Below are 23998 nucleotides of genomic sequence, written 5' to 3' on the forward strand. Positions count from 1 at the left end.
CCATGTCTGAACAAAGCCGCATCAGCCGCAAAACCCTCAGCATCATGATCCTGGTGGTGTGTATCTTTATCGTGGTGCTCTACAACCTGCCGGGCAGCCGCAAACCCGGGGCGGAGCAACCGGGCCCACTGGTTTTACCGAACCAGAATCCAGCCCTCAAGGAGCGGGCCGATGGCCTGAAGCTGACCTCCCTGGAAATGATTGAGCAGGCCCACGCCAAACCCCACAAGGTTCGTATCGAATCCTGGGACACACCCAACGGTGCCCGGGTGCTGTTTGTGCAGGCACCGGAGATTCCCATGCTGGATGTTAAAGTGGTGTTTGACGCCGGTGCGGCCCGCGATCAGTCGCTGCCAGGGTTGGCCCAGCTCACCAGCTCCATGCTGACCGAAGGCGCGGGCATTGCCGATGTGGACGCCATCGCCCGCCACTTTGAAGGCTTGGGCGCCAGCATCAACAGCGCCTCCTACCGGGACATGGCCGTGGTCAGCCTGCGCACCCTGTCCGACAGTCAATACCGCGATCCGGCCTTGACCCTGTTTTACGACGTGGTATCGCAACCAACATTCCCACAGAGCAGCCTGCAACGCTTGCGTGGCCAGATGCTGCTGGGCCTGCAACAGGAAAAACAAAGCCCCGGCGCACTGGCTCAGAAAGCCTTCTTCCAGCAACTGTACGGCGAGCTGCCCTACGGCATTCCCCCCAACGGCAATGAAGACAGCCTCAATCGTATCGGCACCGAAGACTTGCGGCGTTTTCACCAGCAGTACTACGTGGCGGCCAACATGGTGGTGGCCATGATCGGCGACATTGACCGCACCCAGGCCGAGCTGATCGCCCTGCAACTGGACAAGCAATTGCCGGCGGGTCAGCCCGCCCCGCCGTTACCCGCCGCCAATAAACTGCAGCAAGCCATACAGGAACATGTGGAGTTTCCCTCCAGTCAGACCCATATCATGGTGGGTGGACTGGGGGTAAAACGCGGCGATCCGGATTGGTTTGCGCTCTATGTGGGTAACGAAATTCTGGGTGCCGGGGGATTCAGTTCCCGCCTTAACCAGATCATCCGGCAGGACCACGGACTGGCCTACAGCGTCTACAGTCACTTCATCCCCATGGCCGGCGCCGGCCCCTTCCTGATCAATCTGCAAACCCGCAGCGATCAGACCCGGCAAGCCCTTGACCTGCTCAACACCACCCTGTCCGACTTCGTCCGCAACGGGCCAACCGCCCAGGAGCTGGACGCGGCCAAACGCCATATTCTGGGTAGTTTCCCCCTGCAAACCGCCAGCAACAGCAACATCGTGGACTACCTGGGGATGATCGGCTTTTACGACTTGCCCCTGAACTATCTGGATACCTACATCGGCAACGTGGAACAAGTCGAGGTCGACGACGTAAGGCAGGCATTTCAGCGGATCGTTCAGCCAGACGCTTTGCTCACCGTAACGGCGGGCCAGGACAGCGGCGCCGCTGAGACCGTGCCGTGAAATCCCGCAGCGAACTGCGCATCATCGGCGGCCAATGGCGTGGCCGCCGCCTGAGCTTTACCGCCGCTGAGGGCCTGCGCCCCACCCTGGACCGCTACCGGGAAACCCTGTTCAACTGGTTGATGTTCGATGTGGAAGGCGCCCGCTGCCTGGATCTGTTCGCCGGCAGCGGTGCCCTGGGCCTGGAGGCCCTTTCCCGCGGCGCCCGCTATGTGGACTTTGTGGATGCCAACAAACAGGTTACGCAATCCATCCGCCAACATTTGCAAACCCTGGCCTGCACCCGGGCCCGGGTGCATCATCTGCCGGCGCAAACCTGGTTGAAACAGCAGGCTGAGTGCGCAGCAGAACCCTATGACCTGATCTTTCTGGACCCGCCTTTCCATCAGGACCTGTTGCAACCCTGCCTCTACCTGCTGGAGTACGGGGGCTTTATCGGCCCCAAAACCAAACTTTATTTGGAAGCAGAAAGCGACTTCCCCCCTGCCCAGCTACCGGAACACTGGCGGATCCTCAAGCAGAAAACCGCCAAGAATAAGATTTTTCTGCTGCTGGAATGTCCACAACCGCGCACGCTACAAGGGAAATCAGTCACATAGCCTGGTATTCGACAAAACCCGGGCCAAGGAACCTGTGGCAGCATTCTGAGGCGCTACTATGCTTACTGCATGGCGCAGATAGTGAGGTGAGTACCATGCCCATACCCCCAACCGTCAGCGAGCGGCTGAACTCCCAGGGAATCAACTATCAGATCATCGACGACGTGGACATTGCCCCCTTGCATCAACTGTGCAGCGTGGATCAACTGAACCAGAGTCAAATGGTGAAACTGGTGATTCTGCAGGATTCCATGGGCCACGTGCAGGCGCTGATTCCGGCGGACAGCCTGCTGGATTTGACCCGGCTCAACGAATTGAAAGGCCGGCAACTGGAAGCCATCACACCGCAGGAATATGAACAGATGGCGCGTTCGCAGGGGCTGGATCACGTACCGGACTTTCCCCTCAGTGACAGTCAACCGCTGGTGGTGGAAAAACGTCTGATGGCCAATGCAGACCTGTACCTTGAAATGGGTAACAGCGGCCACTTCCTCAAGCTTTCGCAAAGTGAGTTCGCCAAATTACTCACCCACGCTCAGGAAGCTGAATTCTGTGTGCCGTTGGAAGACTTCAGCCCCGGCTCCGACGACCGCGCCAGCATCGAACATTCCGTCCAACGCTTTACCCAATTGCGCATCAAACGCCGCCTGGAAGAAACCCTGGAAATGCCGCCCCTGCCGGAAACCGCCGAGCGCATCATCCAACTGCGCATCGATCCGGATGCGGGGGTGGGTGATCTGGCCGAGCTGGTGGAGAAGGATCCGAGCCTGGCCGCGCAGGTGGTCAGCTGGGCCAGCTCCCCCTACTACGCCGCCCCCGGTGCAATCAAATCCGTGCACGATGCCGTGGTGCGGGTGCTGGGTTTTGATCTGGTCATCAATCTGGCTTTGGGCCTGGCCCTGGGCCGTACCCTGGAGCTGCCCAAAGACGGCCCCCACGGGGTCACCCCGTTCTGGCAATCTTCGGTCTATTCCGCGGTCACCATGGAAGGGCTGGTCAAAGCCATGCCGTCGGAACGCCGTCCATCACTGGGCCTGGCCTACCTGAGCGGCTTGTTGAGCAATTACGGCTATCTGGTGTTGGCGCATATTTTCCCCCCTTATTTCAAAGTCATCTGCCGCAATATCGAAGCCAACAGCCATGTAGACCCGTACCTGATTGAGCAGCATGTGGTGGGAGTGGATCGGGAAACACTGGCCAGCCAACTGATGGAATGCTGGAGCATGCCTGAGGAAGTAATACACGCTTTGCGCTGGCAGAATTATCCGGGGTACCAGGGTGATTACAATGTCTATGCGCGCCTGTTATATCTGACCAACCAGCTGCTGCGCAGTGTGGATCTGGTGCAGGGGCCGGTGCACACCCTGAGCGATCGGGTTTTTTCCGAACTGGGCCTGGAACGGGAAGACGCGCTGGCGGTGATCAATCATGTGGTGACCCGAAAAGATGAATTGAATCAGATGGCGGGGAACCTGGGAGGCTAACCCTAATTGCCTGCCAGTTGCACATCCTCCAGCATCTGTTCGCGGGCATCACGGAAAGACGCCTGAACCGCCGCCACGCACAATGCCATAAACGCATCGAAGGCCGGCTGATCCAGGGACACCACCAGATCACGCACCGTAGTGCTGGGAGTACGCTTGAGCAGATACAGATAGGCGAACAGTGCGTTCTCGCTGATTTCACCCTCCACCGTGGCGCGGTATTCCTGCAGTTGATCCTCCAGCATGGCCTCAGAAAAACTCTCGCTGGCTTTCAGGTGGGATACGGTAGCCAGAAGTTGCTTGCGCAGTTCAACTTTCAGCTCTGTTTCCAGCGCTGACTGCTGCAGTTGCTGATCCAGCGCGGCCAACAGCTCCAGGCGTTGCTGGTTCGGCGAGTTCTCCATCACTTTCAGGCGATAGGCACGCACCGCGCGGCGCACACTGGCATCGTCCAACTGTTGCTGCAGGGTTTGCAGTTGCTGCAGTTTGCTGGACGCCAGCACAGCCTGCAGTTCGGCTCTCTGTTGTGGCGAAAAATCCCGCTGCAGGCGGCGAACAATGTCCTGCTTCAGTTGCTCCGGCCCCAGCTGTTGCCGAAACTGGTTACGCAGGGTCACCAGTTGTTGCGGGGTGAATCCCAAGGGCGCCTTTTCCAGGTTACGGATTTCCTGCTCAATCAGATCATTGGCCTGATCCAGCACCAGCGCCACACCGGCGGACTCGATGAAGTGTTCCCACTCTGCAGGTGCCGTTTGCTGGGCTCCGGCAGCATGGGATTCCGTTTGTGCCGACAGCGATCCGCTCAGCAGCCACCCCAAGCACAGAAGCCATGCCCAATTCCAGCTCATCCCGGTTGTACCTCTACCACGTCAGGATCATCAAAAATAGCCTGATCCAATGCCCCTTCAGAGCGCGCCACGGTACAGGTCACCACGGCGTCGCCGGTAATGTTGACGGCGGTGCGCACCATGTCCAGAATCCGGTCCACCCCAAGTATCAGGCCGATGGCTTCCGCCGGCAGCCCCACCTGCCCCAGCACCATGGCCAACGTAATCATGCCCGCACTGGGTACCGCCGCGGTACCAATGGAAGCCAGTGTGGCGGTGGCGATCACCGTGACAAACTCTGCCATACCCAATTCAATACCATAAGCACTGGCGATGAACACGGTTGCCACCCCCTGCATAATGGCGGTGCCATCCATATTAATGGTGGTGCCCAGGGGAATGGTGAACGAGGCCACGGAGTTCCTGACCCCCAGTTTTTTCTCCACAATACCCATGGTCACCGGCATGGTGGCGGCGCTGCTGGCGGTACTGAACGCAAACATCTGGGCGGCGCGCATTTTGCGCATGAAGATCAGGGGATTCAAGCGGGCCACCAGGGTCAATATGCCCAGATAGGTTAAAGTAAAATGCAGCGCCAGCGCCAGCAACACACAGCCCATATAGGCACCCAGGCCTTTGAGCAGATCGATGCCCTGCTCGGCAAACACCTTGCCCACCAGGAAGAACACGCCATAGGGTGCCAGTTGCATAATGAGTTGTACCAGCTTCATCACCACCACATTCAGATCTTCAAAAATGGCACCGATGCGCCGCCCGTGTTGCCCGGTGTGATTCAGCGCAATCCCCACCAGAATGGCGAACACGATCACCTGCAGCATGTTGCCTTCGGCCATGGCCTGCATCGGGTTGTCGGGGAAGATATTGATCAGCACCTGCACGAACGGCGGCCGCTCTTTCACTGCATAGGGTTCGAAATCCGCACTGAGGTCGGCCCCTGCGCCGGGATCGAAGATCTGGGCCACCACCAAGGCCAGGGTGATGGCCACCCCGGTGGTCAGCAGATACAGAACGAAGGTTTTGCTGCCCAGCCGCCCCAGGCTTTTGCTTTCTTCGGACGCAATCACACCACAGATCAGGGAGACCAGCACCAAGGGTACAATCATCAATTTGAGCAGGTTGACAAAGATTTTGCCAAACACCAGAAACACGCCATCGATCAGATATTCCTGCACCCAGGCGGCGAACATCGCATCGGGAAAGGCAACACGGCTGTAATACATCACCAATCCTGCCCCAAAGCCCAACACCAGACCCGCAAATATGCGCATGGTCAGTGTATCTTTAGGATGGCTGGGTTGGTTGGCCCCCGACTGCGGCGAATCTGTCACCCCGATTCCTCTTTTTATCCTCTGACTGGTGTTGCTGACATTGATATTGAATGATTTTTATGCAGGCACACTGTATCAACGGGCCCGGAGAAACGCCAGCTCACGACAAGTTTCGTCACAAACCCGCAACGAAACAAGTGAAGTTTTACCGTATGACCTGAAAACAGGTTACTTTTTCTTCTTTTTCGGGGGGAAAAACTTGATCAGACTCATGAACCACATCATTTCCTGGGCTTCACCGGTGACCACAATTTCTTTGGTCCCCATGCCTTTCATAAAAGCCATCTTGTCCTTGCTGGCATTCATGATGGTGGCGTACGCATACTGGGCATTCTTGAAGGACATGCACATGTTGGGTTGGGGGTGAATTCCAGCAAAGGGTTTCACGGTCTGGTTCTTGATGATGAAATAGCGGGCGACCTTGCCGCTTTCCGTGCGGAATTGCAGGATGATGTCCTTCTCTTCCAGCTTTTCTTTAAAAGCATCGTTGTTGTTGGCCAGCCAACGCATGCGCCAGCCCAGTACGAGCAGTAAAAACCAAAACTTCATAATGGCATTCCCAAAAGATTGAATACATTAGCCGGATACGGCGTCTTTCAGACCTTTCCCCGGTTTGAAGTGCGCATTGTGCCCGGCCGGTATCTCGATGGGCTCACCGGTCTGAGGATGGCGACCGGTGCGGGGGCCGTGGGCACGCACCTCAAATACACCGAACCCCGGCAGACTCACGCGCTGGCCGCGGCTCATTTCCAGGGTGATCTGGTCCAGAATCACATTCAACAGATCTCGCGCGGCGGTTTTTGTTATGTTGAGCTTCTCTGCGAGTGCCGCTTCCACTTCTGATTTCTGCATCTGTGAGGTCCCCTCAAAAGCGGCGATTGTAATATGGATGCCGGGCCAGGGAAAGCGAGGCGACCCGGTTGCAGTCAAATCGGCCAGGGCATGGCCGAGGTGTCCACATAATGACACTGCGCGCCGGCTACAAAAACAAAAACCGGGCATTCACGCCCGGTCTGGTTAATCCAGCAAGGGCGGCAGCTGTTTGGCCAGGGCATTTTTCTCACTGGTCGCCTCACCGGTCAGTGCAAAGCCACGCAATGTCCCCGCCGTATCCTTGAACAGGGCTTTCACGTTCAGGCCATCCGCTTCGATCTCCCACTCACCTTCGGTGCCATTGGGGGTCGGCGCCACCACCACCGGGCAAGCCGGCGTCTTGATGGCCACCGGCATGGGGCCATAGGCCACTGCGGTTTCCGTGCCGGCCAGGGTTTTGGCCAGGGCGCGGGCGCCCGCCATCAAAGGCAGCACATACAACATGACGTTGCCTTCCACCTCGGAACAATCCCCCAGGGCATAGACGTTTTTCACATTGGTACGCAGGAACCGATCCACCTTGATACCGCGATTCACCTCGATGCCGGCGGCCTCCGCCACCTTGATCCGGGGCCGCAATCCAATGGCCGACACCACGATATCGGCCTCGGTGGTGGCCCCGTCAGACAGGGTCAGCGCCAGTTTTTCACCGGCTTTATTCACCGCCGTGACATATGGCCCGAAACGAAAACGTACACCGATGGCTTCCAGGCCCTGCTGCACCGCCGCCGAGGCCCGCTCCGGCAACAGCGTCGGCAACGGCCGGCCCAGGGGCTCAATCACTTCCACCTCAAAGCCACCATTGGTGAGATCATTGGCGAACTCACACCCAATCAAACCGCCACCGACAATGGCGACTTTTCTCTTGCCGGACAGAGCCTGGCGAAACCGCCCATAATCCATCAGGTCGTTGACGGAATACACCAGATCAACTCCATCGCCTTCCAGGGGCGGACGAAACACCTCGGCCCCCCAGGCCAGCACCAACTGGCTGTAGGAAAGGCTGTCACCGCAGTCCAGCTGCAGCGTCTGTGCCGCCGTATCAATGCCACTGACATGGACACCGGTGCGCACTTCCGCGTTCAATTGCGCGGCCATGGTCTCGGCATCGGCCATGGCCAACTGATCGGCGGTTTTGTCTTTGGTGAATCCGGTGGACAGCATGGGCTTGGAATAATTGCGCCCATCGTCAAAGGTGAGCAGCAGCAAGGGCTGCTCTTTATCTGCTTTGCGGAATTCTTTCGCCAGGTTGTAACCGGCCAGACCGGTACCGACGATGATAACAGGATCCATAACAGCCCCCCTGCTGTGTTAGGTGTGGTTAATCTTCCATTAACTCGAAATCTTCTTTGGTGACACCGCAATCCGGGCACACCCAGTCGTCGGGCACATCTTCCCATTTGGTACCCGCGGCAATGCCGTCTTCCGGCCATCCTTCTGCCTCATCATAGATATAGCCGCATACGATGCATTCGTATTTTTTCATTTTTACACCTTTCTACTGTCTCAACCTCTGTAAGGAAGGGGGAAATTACGTGCGAAACCCCAAAAAAGCAAGTCAACTGAATCAATTGTCCGCCAGCAGGCACAGCAAAGTAATCTGGTTTTCGCTACAATGTCCGGCAACTCTACTAATAGTTTCAATACCTTATGGCAAACCAGCATTTTCTCCCTTCCATTCTGCAGGATCAGGCGCTGTACCTGGGGGGCGGCGGCCGCATTCCACCCTACCGGGTGCCGCGCCCCTATCAGCCCTGGTTGCTGGACCGCGGCTCCCTCACCCGGCGCCTGATTCAGGCCAGCGCCGGGGATTTTGCCGTGAAGCTGCTGCGACAGGGCCACCAACGGGCCACGGATCATGAACGGGAGGCCCTGCAGCTGGAACAACGCAGCTGGCCGTTCCTGCGGGAAGTGGCCCTGCTGTGCCAGCGGCAACCCTGGGTGTTTGCCCGTACCGTGATTCCAACGGAAACCCTGCAGGGGCCGGCCCGCGCCCTGACCCGGCTTGGCAGCAAGCCCCTGGGTGCGGTACTGTTCAACCACCCCCACGTGCGGCGCGGCCCCATCGCGGTGTATCGTCTGAATGCGGCCCGTGTCAGCCGGGAGTTTGCCGGCCAGGGTATTATCTGGGGACGGCAATCGGTCTTCTATCTGTATGACAAACCATTGCTGGTGAGCGAGTACTTCCTGCACGCCTGCCCGATGTATTCGCACCCTGTATCCGGATCAGAATAAGGAATCACTGTGGCCACACTGAAAGAACTCCAGCTCTCCAACTCGCCGCTGCGACGCCTGCCCGATTTTATTGCCCTGGGGCGCCTGGACCGCCCCATTGGCATCTACCTATTGATGTGGCCCACCCTTTGGGCCCTGTGGATCGCCGCCGAGGGCGACCCCAGTTTCAAACTGATCTTTATCTTCATCGCCGGCGTGTTCCTGACCCGCACCGGCGGCTGCATCATCAACGACTTCGCCGACCGCGATTTTGACGGCCATGTAAGCCGTACCGCAAACCGCCCCCTTGCCACAGGAAGAGTAAGCGGTAAGGAAGCACTCACTCTTGCGGCGCTGATCGGGATCCTGGCATTCGTGCTGGTCCTGTTCACCAATACCTTCACCATTTTATTGTCGGTAGGGGGCCTGCTGCTGGCCTGCGCCTACCCTTATATGAAGCGTCACACCTATCTGCCGCAACTGGTGTTGGGCGCAGCGTTCGCCTGGGCAGTGCCCATGGCCTTCGGGGCCGTTGGGGAGACCGTGCCGGAACACGCCTGGCTGATCTACCTGGCCACCCTCTCCTGGACCATGGCCTACGACACCCTCTATGCCATGGTAGACCGGGAAGACGACCTTAAAGTCGGCATCAAATCCACCGCCATCCTGTTCGGTGATATGGATCTGGTGATGGTGGGGGTACTGGACGCCACCGCTCTGCTGGCCCTGGCCCTGCTGGGCAGCCGCCTGGAATTCAGCGGCTGGTACTACGCCGGCCTGGGTGCCGCCCTGTTGCTGTGGGCCTGGCAATTGTGGCAAAGCCGGCAGCGGGAGCGGGATGCCTGCTTCAAGGCGTTTCTACATAACCATTGGGTGGGAGCCGTGATCTTCGCCGGGATCTTTCTGCACTACAGTCTGAGCTGACCCAAAAGCGTCATTTTTCTGTAACATTAAGGCTCTTTAATGGGTGGCACTGAACTCGTAGTGAACAAGGTTGACCATGGCCGACGCAAACATACTGATCGTTGATGACGAAGAAGCCATTCGTGAGATGATCTCTGTCTCTCTGGAGCTGGCCGGTTTCCAATGGATGGAAGCGGAAAACGGGCAGCTGGCCCACAGCATGATTGTGGATGAACGCCCGGACCTGATTCTGCTGGACTGGATGCTGCCCGGTGTCAGCGGTATCGAACTGGCTCGGCGCCTGAAACGGGATGAAGCCACCAGCGAGATTCCGGTTATCATGCTCACCGCAAAAAGCGAAGAGGACAACAAGATCCAGGGGCTGGATGCCGGCGCCGACGACTACATAACCAAGCCGTTCTCCACCCGGGAGTTGATCTCCCGTATCAACGCCGTACTACGCCGCGTAAAAGGCGACCAGAACAAAGCCATCCTGGTGGAAGGCCTGGCGCTGGACCCGGTCAGCCATCGCATCACCGCGGACGAACGCCCGGTGGAGATGGGCCCCACGGAATACCGCCTGCTGGAGTTTTTCATGACCCATCAGGATCGGGCCTATTCCCGGGCCCAATTGCTGGATCAGGTGTGGGGCGGCAATGTGTATGTGGAAGACCGTACCGTGGATGTTCATATCCGCCGCCTGCGCAAGGCACTGGCCCCCCACAAATACGATCATCTGGTCCAGACAGTGCGCGGAACCGGCTATCGCTTCTCGACGAAATTCTAATTAAAATCAATAAGTTGCCCTGTTTCAAATAGAGTTATTGTCACAGCGCAACAGATTTGCTACTACAGTACGCTAGTATTCCCCCGAAATCGTTAAATCAGGGTGCAGCGCGTGTTTAAAGAATGGAACATCGAACTGAACCAGTTCATCATTCTGATCATCATTGGCGCCGTGGGCGGCTGGAGCCTGGGCTACCCCGGCATCGGTGTGGCCCTGGTCAGTGTGCCCTACTGCCTGTGGATGCTGTTTCGCACCCGGGATCTGGCCCGCTGGCTGGCGGGGGGCGACAAGTCCGACCCGCCGGAAAGCACCGGCCTGTGGGGGCAGATCTTCGATAACCTGTACCAGCAGAACAAAAGCTACAAAGGGCAGATCAGCAACCTGCAGAACATCATCATCCGCGCCCAGCAATCCACCAATGCCATCCGCGATGCGGTCATTGTGGTGGACGTGCACGGCAACCTGGAATGGTGGAACGACGCCGGCACCCGTCTGCTGGGTTTTCAGTTGAAAACCGATCGCGGACAAAACCTCACCAATCTGCTGCGCGATCCGCGCTTTATCCGCTATTTCGACACTGGCAACTACCAGCGTCCCCTGGAAATTCCCTCTTCCCATCAACCTGGGGTGGTGCTGCAGTTTCAGGTTACTGTATTCGGTGAAGGGGAGCGCCTGATCGTGGCCCGCGATGTGACCCGGGTACACAACCTGGAACAAATGCGGCAGGATTTTGTGGCCAATGTATCCCACGAACTGCGCACCCCGCTGACGGTGATCAAAGGCTATCTGGAAACCTTTATGGACAACCTGCAACAGGATCACCCCCAGCTCAGCCGTGGCCTTAGCCGAATGAATGAACAGGCCTTGCGTATGGAAGCACTGGTGAATGATCTGCTGTTGTTGTCCCGTCTGGAAACCGAACAAAACGAACGGGTGCTGAAGCCGGTGGGCATGGCGCGGTTATTGCGCCAGATCCACACTGACGCCCTGGCCATGAACGACAGCAAACAACACAATATCCAACTGGAAATCAGCAGTGACCTGGACATCAATGGTGATGAGGAAGAGTTGCGCAGCGCGTTTTCCAACCTGGTGATCAACGCCATCAAATACACCCCGCAACACAGCAATATCACGTTACGCTGGTACGATGACGATAACGGGTTATGCATGGAAGTGGAGGATGACGGCCAGGGTATCGATCCCCAGCACCTGCCCCGGCTCACTGAACGCTTTTACCGCGCCGATCAAAGCCGCCACAGCAAAACCGGAGGCACCGGGCTGGGCCTGGCCATCGTCAAGCATGTGCTGATACATCACAACGCCAAACTGGATGTTTACAGCGAACTGGGGGAAGGCAGCATCTTCACCTGCCGCTTTCCCCGCAAATGCGTGGTAAAAGACTCGCAGAAATCCGTCGCCTGAACAACAGTTTCAATCGCGAAAATTGTCGTATTGCAGGGGCATTTCGAATTTGGTCTCCCGCAGCAGGGCAATCACCTGCTGCAGATCATCCCGTTTCTTGCCACTGACCCGCACCTTATCCCCCTGAATGGAAGCCTGCACTTTCATCTTGCTGTCCTTGATCAGCTTCACCAGCTTTTTCGCCTGCTCAGAATTCAACCCCTGGCGCAGGGTGATTTTTTGCCGGGCCTCCGCCAGATTCACCTCCGGCTCCGCCGCATCCACACAACCAATGTCAATGCCGCGCTTGATCAGCTTGTTTTCCAGAATATCCAGCAGCTGGCGCAGGTGAAAATCCGCATCCCCCACCAGGGTAATGACATCCTTATCCTGCTCAAACGCGCACTTGGTGCCTTTGAAATCAAAACGATTGGTTACTTCCCGTTTGGCCTGATCCACGGCGTTATCCACTTCGTGCATATTCAATTCAGAAACAATATCGAACGTTGGCATGATTTTCCTCAAAACGTGCAATTTGGCACATAGTAATCTATCGTGAAGCCACTGTGTAGGCCACCAAAGTGGCTATACTGGATAAGACAGGCTCAACCGCAGGAGCGTGCCGGAGGCATGAAATTCGTCGTTAAACTCATCTTTTTTTTAATCGTATTCGCCCTGGCAGGCCCCTACCTGTTAATGGGCCCGGACGGCATGCAGAAACTGCTGCAAATAAAGGACATGTTGCCCGGCATGGATTTTTCACCACCCGATCTGGATGATGCGGTGAATCTGGTCAGCGCTGACGATGGTCAGCAATGGATCCAATGGTCCGATGACAATAACGCGTTTCAACCGGATCAGCTCACCCGGGAACAGTTGGCGGTGTTGGACATTCAACCCCAACCAAACATTTATTATCGCTGGCAGGATGAGGACGGTGTCTGGCAGTTCAGCGAGCTGCCCAATCGCAACACCCTGAATCTGGTGGTGCGGACCAACCCGGACGCCAACGTGCTGCTGGGCATGAGTGAAGAACAGATTGATGCGGCTTTTGGCCGTACACCGAAAAACACCAATTCCATCGTCGAAAACAATCCGTTGGCCAATGGTGAAGGTCTGGAGGACAGCCTGCCCGTCCCCACCACCATTCCGATTACTGAAATTCCCGAACTGATCGAACAGGCCAAGGATGTGCAACGCATCATGGATGAACGCATGCAGCGCATTGATATGACGTTGGGCATGCCAGCTGAATAATGCCGTACCTGATACGCCTGCCTGCACCGCTTTGCCGGCGGACAGGTGAGTGAGGTCAGGGTCAACCATCACCTACGGACGTATATTGCGATGATCAAACACAAAACGCTTCTGCTTCCTTCTCTGTTTATATCCGCATCCCTGTGGGCACAACCCTTTGCGCCAATGGATACCCGCTCCATGGCCATGGGTGATACCGGTGTGGGCTCCGCCAGGCCCGGTGCGGCCGGTTTGTTCAACCCGGCCCTGCTCAGCATTGGTGACGAAACCGATCACGTACATATTATTGTGCCCAACCTGGGCATTGGTGTGTTTGCCGATCCCGATGCCCTGGACGCCTACAATGATATCGAGGATGAAGAATATCTGGATGAAATTGACGATGCCATTGTGGCCATGGAAAACGCCCTCACTGATGCGCAGTTAGTCAGCGCCAAAAATGATTTCACCAACAATGCCCGGGGTCTGAACAACAGTTTGGGGGATCTCAGCGAGCAACCCTTTCGCATCAATGCCGCCGCCTTTGCAGCGATTAGTGCACCGCGCAAAAATCTGGGCTTATCCGCCTTTGCCAGCGCCAATGCCACCCTTGAAACCTCCCCCAGGGTTTCCCGGTGTGATGATGAACTGCTGGAGGACTACATACGGTTTTTCGAAGGCATCAACAGTCAGGCGGATTTGATCGCGGCGGAAGCATCACCCAATAATCAGGCCGGCTGCGATAATAATCCCATCATCACCCTGGGTGACATCAACGATCCCACTGACGATCTGACCTCGGACGTGTTGGTGGCCGGTGTCACCATCACCGAAGTGGGTGTTGCCCTGTCCAAGGAGATAAAACTGTTCGGCCGTACCGTGGCGATGGGCGTTACGCCAAAACTGCAGACCGTCACCAGCTACTACGCTGTGCCCAGCGTGCAGGATCTGGACAACGAAGATTACGATCTGGCAGACGAACTGGAAGACAGTGAAAAGGATGACAACGATGTCAATCTGGATCTGGGTATCGCCACCACCTTTCTGGACGACCGCATTACCGTGGGTCTGGTAGTGAAAAACCTCATCTCCAACCAATATGACACCAGCGAATCCGCCGCCGGAGAATCACTCAGCTATGATGTGGACACTCAGGCCCGCCTCGGTGTTGCCTGGGATGCACCGTTGGGTTTAACGGTGGCGGCAGACCTGGATCTGACCAAGAACCAGCCCTTTTTCCTGGGGGAGGACACACAGTTCCTGGGTGCCGGTGTGGAATGGGACGTTGCCAATCTGGTACGGCTGCGGGGCGGTGTGCGTTCCAACCTGGCCGACAGTGACGATCAGATGCTGACGGCCGGAGTGGGTTTCAACATCATTGCAGTGCATTTTGATCTGGCGGCCCAATTCAGCGACAACAATGTGGGCGGGGCGTTTCAACTGGGCGTGGATTTCTGAGAAGTGGATTTCTGAGAAACCGCTGCTGCAGGCCGCACCCATCAAGGTGCGGCCTGCACTTCATTGGCTTAACGCAAGGCGTTACACACCTTCACCATCGTTAACGAAATCCGAGTCTTCCAGTGACGACAACGGCAGATGGCGGATATCTTTTCCTTTCACCAGGAAAATAACCTGCTCGGCAATATTGCGGGCGTGATCACCGATCCGCTCCAATGCACGCAGGCTCCACATCACGTTCAGGGCCCGTTTGATATAGCGGGGATCTTCCATCATAAAGGTCACCAGCAAGCGCATGGCGGACTCGTATTCCACATCGACGGATTTATCTTCACGCACCACATCAATGGCCTGCTCCACATCAAAGCGGGCAAAGGCATCCAGGGACTGCCTGAGCATGGCATTCACATGATTTCCTATGTGGCGGATTTCGATATAGCCCCGGGGTATGGCGCCATCCTCTGACAGCCTGATGGCCATCTTGGCAATTTTGTTGGCTTCATCACCGATGCGTTCCAGGTCGGTATTCGCTTTGGTGGCCGCCACCAACAGGCGCAGGTCACTGGCAGCGGGCTGCCGCAGCGCAATGATGCGCGTGCATTCTTCATCAATGCGCCGCTCCATACCATTGACCTGTTTTTCATTGCTGATCACTTCCGTGGCCAGGCCGCTGTCACCTTCCACCAATGCCTGAACGGCGTCCACGACCTGCTTTTCAACCATGCCGCCCATCGCAAGAATGTGGCTTCTTACCTCTTCCAGGTCAGCATTAAACTGTTTGGAAATATGTTGGGTAAATTCTTCGCTACTCATCCACCTTCTTCCTCTGCGTGCATCAGCCGTAACGGCCGGTTATATAGTCTTCGGTTTGCTTCTGTTCCGGATTGGTAAACAGTGTATCGGTGTCCTTGTATTCGATCAGATCACCCAGGTACATAAACGCAGTATAGTCGGAAACCCGCGCTGCCTGCTGCATGTTATGGGTTACGATGACGATGGTGTAGCGGTTTTTCAGTTCACTGATCAACTCTTCCACTTTCAATGTGGAAATCGGATCCAGGGCAGAGCAGGGTTCATCCAACAACAAGACTTCCGGTTCCACCGCAATGGTTCGGGCAATCACCAGTCGCTGCTGCTGACCACCGGACAAACCCAATGCATTATCATGCAACCGGTCTTTCACTTCATCCCACAGTGCGGCCCCTTTCAGTGACCATTCAACCCGCTCATCGATGACACGTTTTTTATTAATACCCTGAATGCGCAAACCATAAGCGACGTTTTCGTAAATGGTTTTGGGGAACGGGTTTGGCTTCTGAAATACCATGCCCACCCGCCGCCGCAAGTCAGTCACATCCACCGTACGGTTAAATATATTCTTCTCATCAAAGAGTATTTCACCTTCGGTACGGCAGATATCCACCAGATCATTCATGCGGTTAAAGCTACGCAGCAGGGTGGATTTACCGCAACCACTGGGCCCGATGAAGGCCGTTACCCGCTTTTTCGGGATCGACATATTAATGCCGTGCAAGGCGCGCTTTTCACCATAGTACAAACGAAAATCCTTCACTTCGAGGCAGATCTCCTCGTCGCTCAGACTTTTGGGAACATGATCCATGTCCACCACTTTTTTACCCATTTTGGATCGGGGAGTTTCCGCTGCTGTCATGGTGCTGCCACCTTCCATTACATCTGAATTCAGTTCAGTCATCTTAATTCTCCAGAGCTCGATATTTTTCACGCAGGCGATTACGGATCATGATGGCGGTTAAATTCAACGCCACAATCACCACCACCAATAATGCCGCTGTGGCATACACCAGCGGCCGCGCCGCTTCCACATTGGGGCTCTGGAAGCCCACATCATAGATATGAAACCCTAAGTGCATGAATTTTCGTTCCAGATGCAGATAGGGAAAATTACCATCCAACGGCAACGTGGGTGCCAGTTTTACCACCCCGACCAACATCAGCGGTGCCACTTCACCGGCGGCGCGGGCGATGGCCAGAATCAAACCGGTCATCATGGCCGGACTGGACATGGGCAGAATGACCTTGGTAATGGTTTCAAATTTGGTTGCTCCCAATGCCAGGGAGCCTTCGCGCAGGGATTTTGGAATACGTGTCAGGCCTTCCTCCGTGGCCACGATCACCACCGGCAGCGTCAGCAACGCCAGGGTGATCGACGCCCACATCAAACCCGGCGTACCGAACACCGGCGCCGGTGCTGCTTCCGGATAGAACAGGGCATCCAGGTTACCACCCAGAAAATAGACGAAAAAGCCCAGACCAAACACACCGTAAACGATCGACGGCACACCCGCCAGATTGTTCACCGCAACACGTATGGTACGGGTCAGCGGGCCCTGCTTGGCATACTCCCGTAAATACACGGCCGCCACCACACCAAATGGCGTCACGATCACCGACATCAGAATCACCATCAAAACGGTGCCGAATATCGCCGGGAACACGCCACCCTCGGTATTGGCTTCCCGGGGGTCATCGGACAGGAACAACCACAACTGATGAAAGTAATCCGCTACCTTGCCAAAGAACGACATGGCATTGGGCTGCTTGAATTGCACCACCAGTTTCAACGGAATTTCTTTTTCCGCTCCATTCATGCTGCGGGCAACCATGCTGTCGCGGCCAATCTGCACATTCAGTTCATCCAGATGGGATTTTAACCCCTGGTATTGCGCATCCAGTGCCGCCCGCTCCTCCTGTAGCTCCAGCCGGGCTGCGTCGGTCAAGGCGTCATCCAGCTCCAGCCGGCGCTGTTTCAGTCGCAGGCGTTCAAGTTGATAGTTAATCGCCCCGATCTCGGCGTTTTCAATTTCATGAATCTCTTCGGTCAGGTCCAGAGCCCGCTCCAGGCGAGCTTCCAGTTCGGCTAATGCCGACTCCCCACTGGCCACCACGCGGCCGTTTTCTTTTACCGCAACCAGATAGCCGTAAAAATTACCCCACTCCCGGCGCTCCACCACCATCAGCTGTTCCGGTGTGGTCACGTTCTGCAGGTTTTCTGCGATCAACCAGCGGAAATCCAGGCCGGTAATATCCCGGTTGCCGGTTTTGATCAGCATGCGCTTAACCACCTTCACCTCTTCCGGAATCGCAACCCCGGTGCCGCGCACACGACTGGCAGCCACCCATTCTTCATCGGCCACTTCACCAATGATGGTATAAGATGAACCATCGGGTTCGGTGTAGACACCTTCAATGATGGTGTGGGGCCAGAAATGGGACAGCCCGCGCACGGCCACCAGCCCCAGCAAACCCACCACCATCACCACGCTGATGGCCACCGCGCCGGCATTCAACCAGACCCAGGGCTCACCCTTACGAAACCAAAGCTTCAATGAATCCATCTTCTATTCCCCCAATTAAAGCGAGCCGTATTTTTCACGCAGTCGCTGGCGCACCACTTCCGCGGTGGTGTTCACCAGGAACGTGAAAATAAACAACACAAGGCCGGATAAGAACAGTATGCGGAAGTGAGAACTGTCCACTTCCGCCTCCGGCATTTCCACGGCAATATTGGCAGACAGCGTACGCAAACCCTCAAAGATATTCATATCCATGATCGGCGTATTGCCGGTGGCCATCAGTACAATCATGGTTTCACCCACGGCCCGCCCCAGGCCGATCATCAAGGCGGAAAATATACCCGGGCTGGCGGTGGGCAGTACCACTCTCACCATGGTCTGCCAGGGGGTGGCTCCCAGGGCCAGCGAACCCTGAGTCAAGCCCTTGGGAACGGCAAAGATGGCATCTTCGGTGATGGAGAAAATGGTTGGGATCACCGCAAACCCCATGGCCAATCCCACCACCAGGGAATTGCGCTGGTCGAAGTCGATGCCCAGACTGTTGGTCAGCCATTCGCGCATGCTGCCACCAAAGAAAGTGGCCTCGATGGGATCACTGAGCCACATGGAGAGAGCTCCCGCGAAGACCACCACCGGAATCAGAATCACCGGCACATAGCCATCCGGCACACGGGTGCTGATATCACGCGGCAAACGTGACCACAACAACGCCGCCAGAATACAAAACAACGGTGTCAGCACCAGGATGGAGGTAATACCGGCAAGATTGGCCTCCACCAGGGGAGCCAGCCACAAGCCGGCCAGAAAACCGAGAATGACGGTGGGCATGGCTTCCATCAGTTCGATGGTGGGTTTGACCTTGGTGCGCAATGCCGGCGCCATAAAATACGCGGTATAGACGGCACCGCAGATGGCCAGGGGCACTGCCACCAACATGGCATAGAAGGCTGCTTTCATGGTGCCGAAAGTCAGCGGCATCAAACTGAACTTGGGCTCGAAATCATTGCTGGCCGATGAGCTTTGCCAGGTAAAACTGGGCTCGTCATAACGTTCATACCAGACCTGATGCCACATGGAAGACCAGGACACTTCTGGGTGCTCGTTATCCACATGATAATTGCGCGGCGCATCCCCTTCCGCCTTAAACACCATGGTATTGCCCCGGGGGGACATGGCGATCCAGTCAATGGCCGTCTGCGCCACTTGCTCATCCGCCACTTCACGATCCGCGGTGGTGTTGAACAAGCCGATATTGCCCTCAGCATCACCGGCAATGAACCCCTTGCGGCGGTGTTCCGTTTGCAGACTGGTGATGGCCACGCCCTCGACCAGGGTCAATGTGCGCACGTTGGCCAGATAGGGTTTGTTGTTGTCGTTATAGGCAATAAACCATTGGTTGATGCGACCGGAGTCATCCGCGATCAGCAGAGAGAAGCCACCTAACAGGAAATCGCTCACGGTTATGTGGGTTTCCGCGTCGGCCACATCCGCAATGTGCACCCGCATCTCGGATGCGGGATTGCGTAAATCCAGCACCTCGACCTTGCCTTTGTTCTCCACCAGGAACAACCAGCGCTGGTCCAGGCTCAACAATACGTTGGACAACTCGCCGGAGGGTGACGGCAGCTGCACCGTATCGATTTCTTCCAGCTCCACCTCGTCGGACAGAAAACTTTCGGTTTTGGCGAAATCCTTCATAAACAGCTGCCCGGCTGCATTGGCCGCAATGATGCGTACCTGGTCATCGGATTCGCGATAGGCCAGTTTGCTGATGGCTTCACCCTGAAGCACCTGAATCGGTTCTTGCCCCAGGGGATATTCAATGGCGGGGATTACGGTTTTATCCTGAGTGGTGGCACCGTATTCGATGGTGTACGCGGGCTTTTGTATCAGCACGGAACCATCCGCAAAGCCCAGGGCATAGGCTTTGGTGCCCGGCGCGTCCTTGGCAAACGCCGTGATGGCGCTGTCACTGGCCACACCGGGGGTGCTGATCACCGCGCCGCTGCGGGCATCAAAAAAAACCGGCCCCCGCTGGCGGTCTATGGTCAGTGCCACCTGGCCCTGCTCTTCCAGCACCGTGAAATACGGTTCCGATAATTCATAATTCACTAACGTGGAACGTTCTTCCATGGAGGCGGGCATAAACAGCGGTAATACTTCGTACAACAGATAGAAAAAAATCAGGCAAATGGCGAAAATAACGCTCACCCCACCGGCGCTGATGCCCACTGCTGCCACCTGGTCTTTCAACTTGCGATACCGCCGCATCTTGGTCAGACGCTGTTCGGACACCCCAAATAATGCTTCGCTTGTTGATTCCATGGAAACACAACTCACTTCTCAGTTATGACAAAACGGGGCCACAATCGCTGCAGCCCCGTTCGTTTTGTTTTCCCAAAGGGAAGTTTATTTCGCGGCAACTTCTGACTTGATACCCAGTTTGCCCAGTGTCTTGGCAACCATGCTTGCCGGCATGGGAATGTAGCCATCTTTTACCACGATTTCCTGACCCTGCTTGGACAGCACCAGCTTGATGAACTCACGCTCCAGCGGTGACAGATCCTTGCCCGGCGCCTTGTTCACATAAACATACAGAGCACGTGACAGAGGGTATGAACCATTCAAAGCCGCTTCAGGTGACGCCTCGACGTACTTGTCACCCTTCTTGGACAAAGGCAGGGCACGCACGCTGGAAGTCTTATAACCGATACCGGAATAACCGATCCCGTTCAGAGAGGTGGCCACTGACTGAACCACGGAGGCAGAACCGGGCTGCTCGTTTACGTTGCTCTTGAAGTCACCTTTGCACAACGCCACTTTCTTGAAGTACCCGTAGGTGCCGGATACTGAGTTACGGCCATACAGCTGAATGTCACGACTGCCCCAGTCACCGCTCAGGCCCAGATCACCCCATTTGGTGATGTCCTTGGCGGAACCACAGGTGCGGGTGGAGGAGAACACGGCGTCAACCTGCTCAATGCTCATGCCTTTGATGGGGTTGTCTTTGTTGACAAATACCGCCAGGGCGTCGATCGCCACGGGAATGGCGGTGGGCTTGTAGCCGAATTTCTTTTCGAAGGCTTCAATTTCCTTATCCTTCATCTTGCGGCTCATGGGGCCCAGATTGGAGGTGCCTTCTGTGAGGGCCGGCGGCGCAGTGGAGGAACCGGCGGCCTGAATCTGTACCGCAACATTGGGGTATTGCTTCTTGAATTCTTCTGCCCAAAACGTCATCAGGTTCGCCAGAGTATCAGAGCCAACACTGGAGATGTTACCGGATACACCACCGACTTTATTGTAGGCAGGCAGTTTTGGATCAACTTTGGTTTCGGCCTGAACGCCTGTCGCGATCAGAGCCGCACTGGCGGTCATTGCGACAGAAGCAACTAATTTCTTGAAATTCATGGATTTTCTCCGAGATTATGGGCTTATTTCGGGGTAACTCTGCTGCGTGTGCCCCCCATGACCTCGGAACTATAGGGGCAGCGTGTGACAATTATATTACAGATTGATTGCGATTAAATCCGCCGGTCGGATTTTTCCCGGCGCAGAGGCTTTGCCGCAGCCCCGCCGCACCCGCTATAATGCGCCGCTTGAAGTCCGGGGAACCCTATCACACCAACATGACATCTATACTTTCCGCTCTGGATAAAGCCAGCGACGCCCTGGGCCGGCTACTGGCCCTGGCCTCCATCGCCATCATGGCCATCACTTTTCTGGTGGTGGTGATGCGTTATGGCTTCAACGCCAGCGCACTGCGCCTGGGGGAGTACGGCATCAGCTCCATCGCCCTGCAGGAAAGCGTGCTTTACCTGCACGCCATTCTGTTCATGCTGGCCAGCGCCTATACTCTGAAGCACAACGGCCATGTGCGGGTGGACGTGTTTTATCGCACTTTCAGCCCCCGCACCAAAGCCTGGGTGGATCTGCTGGGCACCTTACTGCTGCTGTTTCCCATGTGCGGATTTATCCTCTACACCAGCCTGGATTATGTGGCCTTCTCCTGGCAGATACAGGAGCGCTCGGGGGAGGCCGAAGGTCTGCCCTACATCTATATACTGAAATCTCTGATTCCCGCCATGTGCGCACTGCTGCTGATACAGGGCCTGATCGAGATAGTGCGCAACGGGGCCATCATCAGCGGTCATCTGGCGCCTCAATCTGAGGAGTCTGAACCCCTATGATTCCTTTACTGATGTTTCTGGTGGTGTGCCTGGCGCTGATGCTGGGTTACCCGGTGGCGTTCACCCTGGGCGGTGTTGCGCTGGCGTTCGCCGGGGCCGGTGTGTTGATGAACGGATTCGATCCCACCCTGCTCAATGCCCTGCCCAACCGGCTTTACGGCATTATGGAGAACCAGACCCTGCTGGCGGTGCCCCTGTTTGTGCTGATGGGCGTCACCCTGGAAAAATCAAAAGTAGCGGAAAACCTGCTCAACACCATGGGCCGCCTGTTCGGGCGCTTTCCCGGCGGCCTGGGCCTGTCGGTTACCCTGGTGGGCATGCTGCTGGCCGCCAGTACCGGAATCGTCGGCGCCACGGTGGTGACCATGGGTCTGCTGGCATTACCAACGATGATCAAACGGGGCTATGACCCGGCGCTGGCCACAGGCGCCATCGCCGCCACCGGTACCCTGGGGCAGATCATTCCCCCCTCCATTGCCCTGGTCCTGCTGGGGGATGTATTGTCCAACGCCTATCAACAGGCGCAGCTGAATATGGGTGTGTTCAACGCCGACACGGTGTCGGTGGGCGACCTGTTTGTGGGCGCATTGGTACCGGGCCTCATCATGGTGGTGCTGTACATGGTCTACATTATGGCGCGCGCACTGCTCAATCCCGCCGTGGCCCCCGCCATCGAGACGGATGAGTTTGAGCAGCGCCCGTTACTGACCCAATGCCTGCAAGGTCTGTTGCCCCCGTTGCTGCTGATTACCGCAGTGCTGGGCTCCATTCTGGCAGGCCTTGCCACCCCCACTGAGGCGGCGGCGGTGGGTGCCGTGGGCGCCACCCTGCTGGCCCTGGTACAACGGCAATTAACCTGGAAGAACCTGCAGGAAATCGCCCTCTCCACCACCAAGGTCACCTGCATGGTGTTCGCCATCCTCATCGGCGCTACCCTGTTCTCCCTGGTGTTCCGCGGCTTCAACGGCGAAGAAATGATTCATGAATTCTTCCACAACATGCCCGGTGGCGTGTTCAGCGCCATGCTGCTGGTGATGGTGGTTATCTTTCTGCTGGGCTTTATTCTGGATTTTATCGAGATCACCTTTGTGGTGGTGCCCATTGTAGGCCCGGTGTTGCTGGCCATGGGCATCGATCCGGTGTGGTTCGGGGTGATGATAGCCGTCAATCTGCAGACCTCATTTCTGACACCCCCCTTTGGTTTTGCGCTGTTTTATCTGCGCGGCGTCACCCCGGACAGCATCCCCACACCCACCATTTACCGCGGTGTGGCGCCGTTTATTCTGATTCAGATTGTCACTTTGTCACTAATTGCAATTTGGCCTTCACTTGCAACATGGTTGCCGGATATAGTCTATAACTCTTAAAGACCGACCCATTTTTTCCAGACAGGAAGCTCATGAACGACATCGTGGAAATAGAAGAAGACGAAAACGACGATATTCCCACACCCCAGGGGGAACTGGCGCTGCAAACCATTGCCATGCCCGCCGATTCCAACGCCGACGGTGACATTTTTGGTGGCTGGCTGGTGTCCCAGATGGACCTGGCCGGTGCGGTTTGCGCCAATCGCCTGGCCCGTGGCCGGGTCGCCACCGTCGCCATCGACTCCATGGTGTTCCTGCGCCCGGTGGCGGTAGGCTCAGTGGTGAGTTGCTATGCCACGGTGAAAGACATCGGCCGCAGCTCCATGACCATCATCATGGAAGTGTGGGCCCAGCATCACAATGACGCTGAGTGCCGCAAGGTGACCGAAGGCCAGTTTACCTTTGTGGCCATAGACGAAAACCGCCGCACCCGGCCGGTGCCCCGCAGCGCCTGATCATACACCTGCCAAACACCAAAAAAGGCC

General features: G+C 56.5%; 24 protein-coding genes. 12 read left to right on the forward strand and 12 right to left on the reverse strand.

The genetic code is table 11. The annotated features are described in order from the left end of the window. Nucleotides 1–2: 2 nt before the first annotated feature. The 3 genes from D9N13_RS05545 (at nucleotide 3) to D9N13_RS05555 (ending at nucleotide 3573) form a co-directional block, all read left to right on the forward strand. Nucleotides 3–1490, forward strand: a complete 1488-nt coding sequence (locus D9N13_RS05545; RefSeq protein WP_290587012.1) for a M16 family metallopeptidase — start codon at nucleotides 3–5, stop codon at nucleotides 1488–1490. Next, a complete protein-coding gene (gene rsmD, locus D9N13_RS05550) occupies nucleotides 1487–2089 on the forward strand; it encodes a 16S rRNA (guanine(966)-N(2))-methyltransferase RsmD (RefSeq protein ID WP_290587014.1) in 603 nt (200 codons plus the stop codon). Before D9N13_RS05545 ends, rsmD begins: the two co-directional genes overlap by 4 nt. Nucleotides 2090–2184: 95 nt before the next feature. Then, complete coding sequence (locus D9N13_RS05555; RefSeq protein WP_290587016.1) at nucleotides 2185–3573, forward strand: aminoacyl-tRNA deacylase and HDOD domain-containing protein; 1389 nt, start codon at nucleotides 2185–2187, stop codon at nucleotides 3571–3573. 2 nt (nucleotides 3574–3575) lie between these two features. On the opposite strand, the gene D9N13_RS05560 is transcribed toward D9N13_RS05555, so the two are convergent. The 6 genes from D9N13_RS05560 to rubA form a co-directional block, all read right to left on the reverse strand. Continuing rightward, nucleotides 3576–4421: a hypothetical protein gene (locus D9N13_RS05560; protein WP_290587018.1), complete on the reverse strand. Its 846-nt coding sequence runs from the start codon at nucleotides 4419–4421 to the stop codon at nucleotides 3576–3578. Then, a complete protein-coding gene (locus D9N13_RS05565) occupies nucleotides 4418–5749 on the reverse strand; it encodes a dicarboxylate/amino acid:cation symporter (RefSeq protein ID WP_290587020.1) in 1332 nt (443 codons plus the stop codon). Before D9N13_RS05565 ends, D9N13_RS05560 begins: the two co-directional genes overlap by 4 nt. Nucleotides 5750–5917: 168 nt before the next feature. Further along, a complete protein-coding gene (locus D9N13_RS05570) occupies nucleotides 5918–6298 on the reverse strand; it encodes a hypothetical protein (protein WP_290587022.1) in 381 nt (126 codons plus the stop codon). 27 nt (nucleotides 6299–6325) lie between these two features. Next, a complete protein-coding gene (locus D9N13_RS05575; RefSeq protein ID WP_290587025.1) occupies nucleotides 6326–6601 on the reverse strand; it encodes an HU family DNA-binding protein in 276 nt (91 codons plus the stop codon). A 165-nt stretch (nucleotides 6602–6766) separates the two neighbouring features. Further along, nucleotides 6767–7915, reverse strand: a complete 1149-nt coding sequence (locus D9N13_RS05580) for an NAD(P)/FAD-dependent oxidoreductase (RefSeq protein ID WP_290587027.1) — start codon at nucleotides 7913–7915, stop codon at nucleotides 6767–6769. A gap of 28 nt (nucleotides 7916–7943) precedes the next feature. Continuing rightward, nucleotides 7944–8108, reverse strand: a complete 165-nt coding sequence (rubA, locus tag D9N13_RS05585) for a rubredoxin RubA (RefSeq protein ID WP_290587029.1) — start codon at nucleotides 8106–8108, stop codon at nucleotides 7944–7946. Nucleotides 8109–8272: 164 nt separating this feature from the next. Here rubA and D9N13_RS05590 point away from each other — a divergent pair, with 164 nt between their 5' ends. The 4 genes from D9N13_RS05590 to phoR all read left to right on the forward strand — a co-directional run bounded on the left by D9N13_RS05590 (nucleotide 8273) and on the right by phoR (nucleotide 11951). Then, a complete protein-coding gene (locus tag D9N13_RS05590; RefSeq protein WP_290587031.1) occupies nucleotides 8273–8857 on the forward strand; it encodes a chorismate--pyruvate lyase family protein in 585 nt (194 codons plus the stop codon). Between the two features lie 18 nt (nucleotides 8858–8875). Beyond that, a complete protein-coding gene (gene ubiA, locus D9N13_RS05595; RefSeq protein WP_290587146.1) occupies nucleotides 8876–9760 on the forward strand; it encodes a 4-hydroxybenzoate octaprenyltransferase in 885 nt (294 codons plus the stop codon). 76 nt (nucleotides 9761–9836) lie between these two features. Continuing rightward, complete coding sequence (gene phoB, locus D9N13_RS05600; RefSeq protein WP_290587033.1) at nucleotides 9837–10526, forward strand: phosphate regulon transcriptional regulator PhoB; 690 nt, start codon at nucleotides 9837–9839, stop codon at nucleotides 10524–10526. 111 nt (nucleotides 10527–10637) lie between these two features. Then, a complete protein-coding gene (phoR, locus tag D9N13_RS05605) occupies nucleotides 10638–11951 on the forward strand; it encodes a phosphate regulon sensor histidine kinase PhoR (protein ID WP_290587035.1) in 1314 nt (437 codons plus the stop codon). A 9-nt stretch (nucleotides 11952–11960) separates the two neighbouring features. Here phoR and D9N13_RS05610 read toward each other — a convergent pair whose 3' ends face one another. After that, entirely contained in the window at nucleotides 11961–12443 is a 483-nt protein-coding gene (locus tag D9N13_RS05610; RefSeq protein WP_290587037.1) for a YajQ family cyclic di-GMP-binding protein, read from the reverse strand. A gap of 117 nt (nucleotides 12444–12560) precedes the next feature. Here D9N13_RS05610 and D9N13_RS05615 point away from each other — a divergent pair, with 117 nt between their 5' ends. Both D9N13_RS05615 and traF read left to right on the forward strand, forming a co-directional pair. Then, nucleotides 12561–13187 carry a hypothetical protein gene (locus tag D9N13_RS05615; protein ID WP_290587039.1) on the forward strand — a complete coding sequence of 209 codons (627 nt, stop codon included), beginning with the start codon at nucleotides 12561–12563 and terminating at the stop codon, nucleotides 13185–13187. A gap of 90 nt (nucleotides 13188–13277) precedes the next feature. Further along, nucleotides 13278–14624: a conjugal transfer protein TraF gene (traF, locus tag D9N13_RS05620; protein ID WP_290587041.1), complete on the forward strand. Its 1347-nt coding sequence runs from the start codon at nucleotides 13278–13280 to the stop codon at nucleotides 14622–14624. Between the two features lie 81 nt (nucleotides 14625–14705). On the opposite strand, the gene phoU is transcribed toward traF, so the two are convergent. The 5 genes from phoU to D9N13_RS05645 form a co-directional block, all read right to left on the reverse strand. After that, nucleotides 14706–15437 (reverse strand): phosphate signaling complex protein PhoU, encoded by a 732-nt coding sequence (gene phoU, locus D9N13_RS05625; RefSeq protein ID WP_290587043.1) that lies wholly within the window; start codon nucleotides 15435–15437, stop codon nucleotides 14706–14708. A 22-nt stretch (nucleotides 15438–15459) separates the two neighbouring features. Further along, on the reverse strand, nucleotides 15460–16245 hold the full coding sequence (pstB, locus tag D9N13_RS05630) for a phosphate ABC transporter ATP-binding protein PstB (protein WP_290587148.1): 786 nt from the start codon (nucleotides 16243–16245) through the stop codon (nucleotides 15460–15462). Between the two features lie 94 nt (nucleotides 16246–16339). Next, on the reverse strand, nucleotides 16340–18001 hold the full coding sequence (gene pstA, locus D9N13_RS05635; RefSeq protein ID WP_290587045.1) for a phosphate ABC transporter permease PstA: 1662 nt from the start codon (nucleotides 17999–18001) through the stop codon (nucleotides 16340–16342). 15 nt (nucleotides 18002–18016) lie between these two features. Continuing rightward, nucleotides 18017–20284, reverse strand: coding sequence for an ABC transporter permease subunit (locus tag D9N13_RS05640; protein WP_290587047.1), 2268 nt, complete (start codon nucleotides 20282–20284; stop codon nucleotides 18017–18019). Between the two features lie 84 nt (nucleotides 20285–20368). Next, nucleotides 20369–21367, reverse strand: a complete 999-nt coding sequence (locus D9N13_RS05645; protein ID WP_290587049.1) for a PstS family phosphate ABC transporter substrate-binding protein — start codon at nucleotides 21365–21367, stop codon at nucleotides 20369–20371. A gap of 218 nt (nucleotides 21368–21585) precedes the next feature. Here D9N13_RS05645 and D9N13_RS05650 point away from each other — a divergent pair, with 218 nt between their 5' ends. Genes D9N13_RS05650 through D9N13_RS05660 form a run of 3 tightly spaced genes read left to right on the forward strand, consistent with a single transcriptional unit; the run spans nucleotide 21586 to nucleotide 23968 of the window. Beyond that, nucleotides 21586–22146, forward strand: coding sequence for a TRAP transporter small permease subunit (locus D9N13_RS05650; RefSeq protein ID WP_290587050.1), 561 nt, complete (start codon nucleotides 21586–21588; stop codon nucleotides 22144–22146). Further along, on the forward strand, nucleotides 22143–23513 hold the full coding sequence (locus tag D9N13_RS05655) for a TRAP transporter large permease subunit (RefSeq protein WP_290587052.1): 1371 nt from the start codon (nucleotides 22143–22145) through the stop codon (nucleotides 23511–23513). Before D9N13_RS05650 ends, D9N13_RS05655 begins: the two co-directional genes overlap by 4 nt. Before the next feature lie 41 nt (nucleotides 23514–23554). Further along, nucleotides 23555–23968, forward strand: coding sequence for an acyl-CoA thioesterase (locus tag D9N13_RS05660; protein ID WP_290587149.1), 414 nt, complete (start codon nucleotides 23555–23557; stop codon nucleotides 23966–23968). Nucleotides 23969–23998: the final 30 nt, after the last annotated feature.

It is taken from the genome of Ketobacter sp. GenoA1 (assembly GCF_003671475.1).
Lineage (GTDB): Bacteria > Pseudomonadota > Gammaproteobacteria > Pseudomonadales > Ketobacteraceae > Ketobacter.

Excerpts from the sequence above, each read along its gene's own strand:
- D9N13_RS05645 (WP_290587049.1), bottom strand. The coding sequence starts at position 21,367 with ATGAATTTCAAGAAATTAGTTGCTTCTGTCGCAATGACCGCCAGTGCG.
- D9N13_RS05590 (WP_290587031.1), top strand. The coding sequence starts at position 8,273 with ATGGCAAACCAGCATTTTCTCCCTTCCATTCTGCAGGATCAGGCGCTG.
- D9N13_RS05615 (WP_290587039.1), top strand. The coding sequence starts at position 12,561 with ATGAAATTCGTCGTTAAACTCATCTTTTTTTTAATCGTATTCGCCCTG.
- rubA (WP_290587029.1), bottom strand. The coding sequence starts at position 8,108 with ATGAAAAAATACGAATGCATCGTATGCGGCTATATCTATGATGAGGCA.
- D9N13_RS05560 (WP_290587018.1), bottom strand. The coding sequence starts at position 4,421 with ATGAGCTGGAATTGGGCATGGCTTCTGTGCTTGGGGTGGCTGCTGAGC.
- D9N13_RS05655 (WP_290587052.1), top strand. The coding sequence starts at position 22,143 with ATGATTCCTTTACTGATGTTTCTGGTGGTGTGCCTGGCGCTGATGCTG.
- D9N13_RS05570 (WP_290587022.1), bottom strand. The coding sequence starts at position 6,298 with ATGAAGTTTTGGTTTTTACTGCTCGTACTGGGCTGGCGCATGCGTTGG.
- D9N13_RS05575 (WP_290587025.1), bottom strand. The coding sequence starts at position 6,601 with ATGCAGAAATCAGAAGTGGAAGCGGCACTCGCAGAGAAGCTCAACATA.
- pstA (WP_290587045.1), bottom strand. The coding sequence starts at position 18,001 with ATGGATTCATTGAAGCTTTGGTTTCGTAAGGGTGAGCCCTGGGTCTGG.
- D9N13_RS05650 (WP_290587050.1), top strand. The coding sequence starts at position 21,586 with ATGACATCTATACTTTCCGCTCTGGATAAAGCCAGCGACGCCCTGGGC.
- phoU (WP_290587043.1), bottom strand. The coding sequence starts at position 15,437 with ATGAGTAGCGAAGAATTTACCCAACATATTTCCAAACAGTTTAATGCT.
- D9N13_RS05610 (WP_290587037.1), bottom strand. The coding sequence starts at position 12,443 with ATGCCAACGTTCGATATTGTTTCTGAATTGAATATGCACGAAGTGGAT.
- D9N13_RS05640 (WP_290587047.1), bottom strand. The coding sequence starts at position 20,284 with ATGGAATCAACAAGCGAAGCATTATTTGGGGTGTCCGAACAGCGTCTG.
- traF (WP_290587041.1), top strand. The coding sequence starts at position 13,278 with ATGATCAAACACAAAACGCTTCTGCTTCCTTCTCTGTTTATATCCGCA.
- D9N13_RS05555 (WP_290587016.1), top strand. The coding sequence starts at position 2,185 with ATGCCCATACCCCCAACCGTCAGCGAGCGGCTGAACTCCCAGGGAATC.
- D9N13_RS05545 (WP_290587012.1), top strand. The coding sequence starts at position 3 with ATGTCTGAACAAAGCCGCATCAGCCGCAAAACCCTCAGCATCATGATC.
- D9N13_RS05580 (WP_290587027.1), bottom strand. The coding sequence starts at position 7,915 with ATGGATCCTGTTATCATCGTCGGTACCGGTCTGGCCGGTTACAACCTG.
- phoB (WP_290587033.1), top strand. The coding sequence starts at position 9,837 with ATGGCCGACGCAAACATACTGATCGTTGATGACGAAGAAGCCATTCGT.
- pstB (WP_290587148.1), bottom strand. The coding sequence starts at position 16,245 with ATGGATCATGTTCCCAAAAGTCTGAGCGACGAGGAGATCTGCCTCGAA.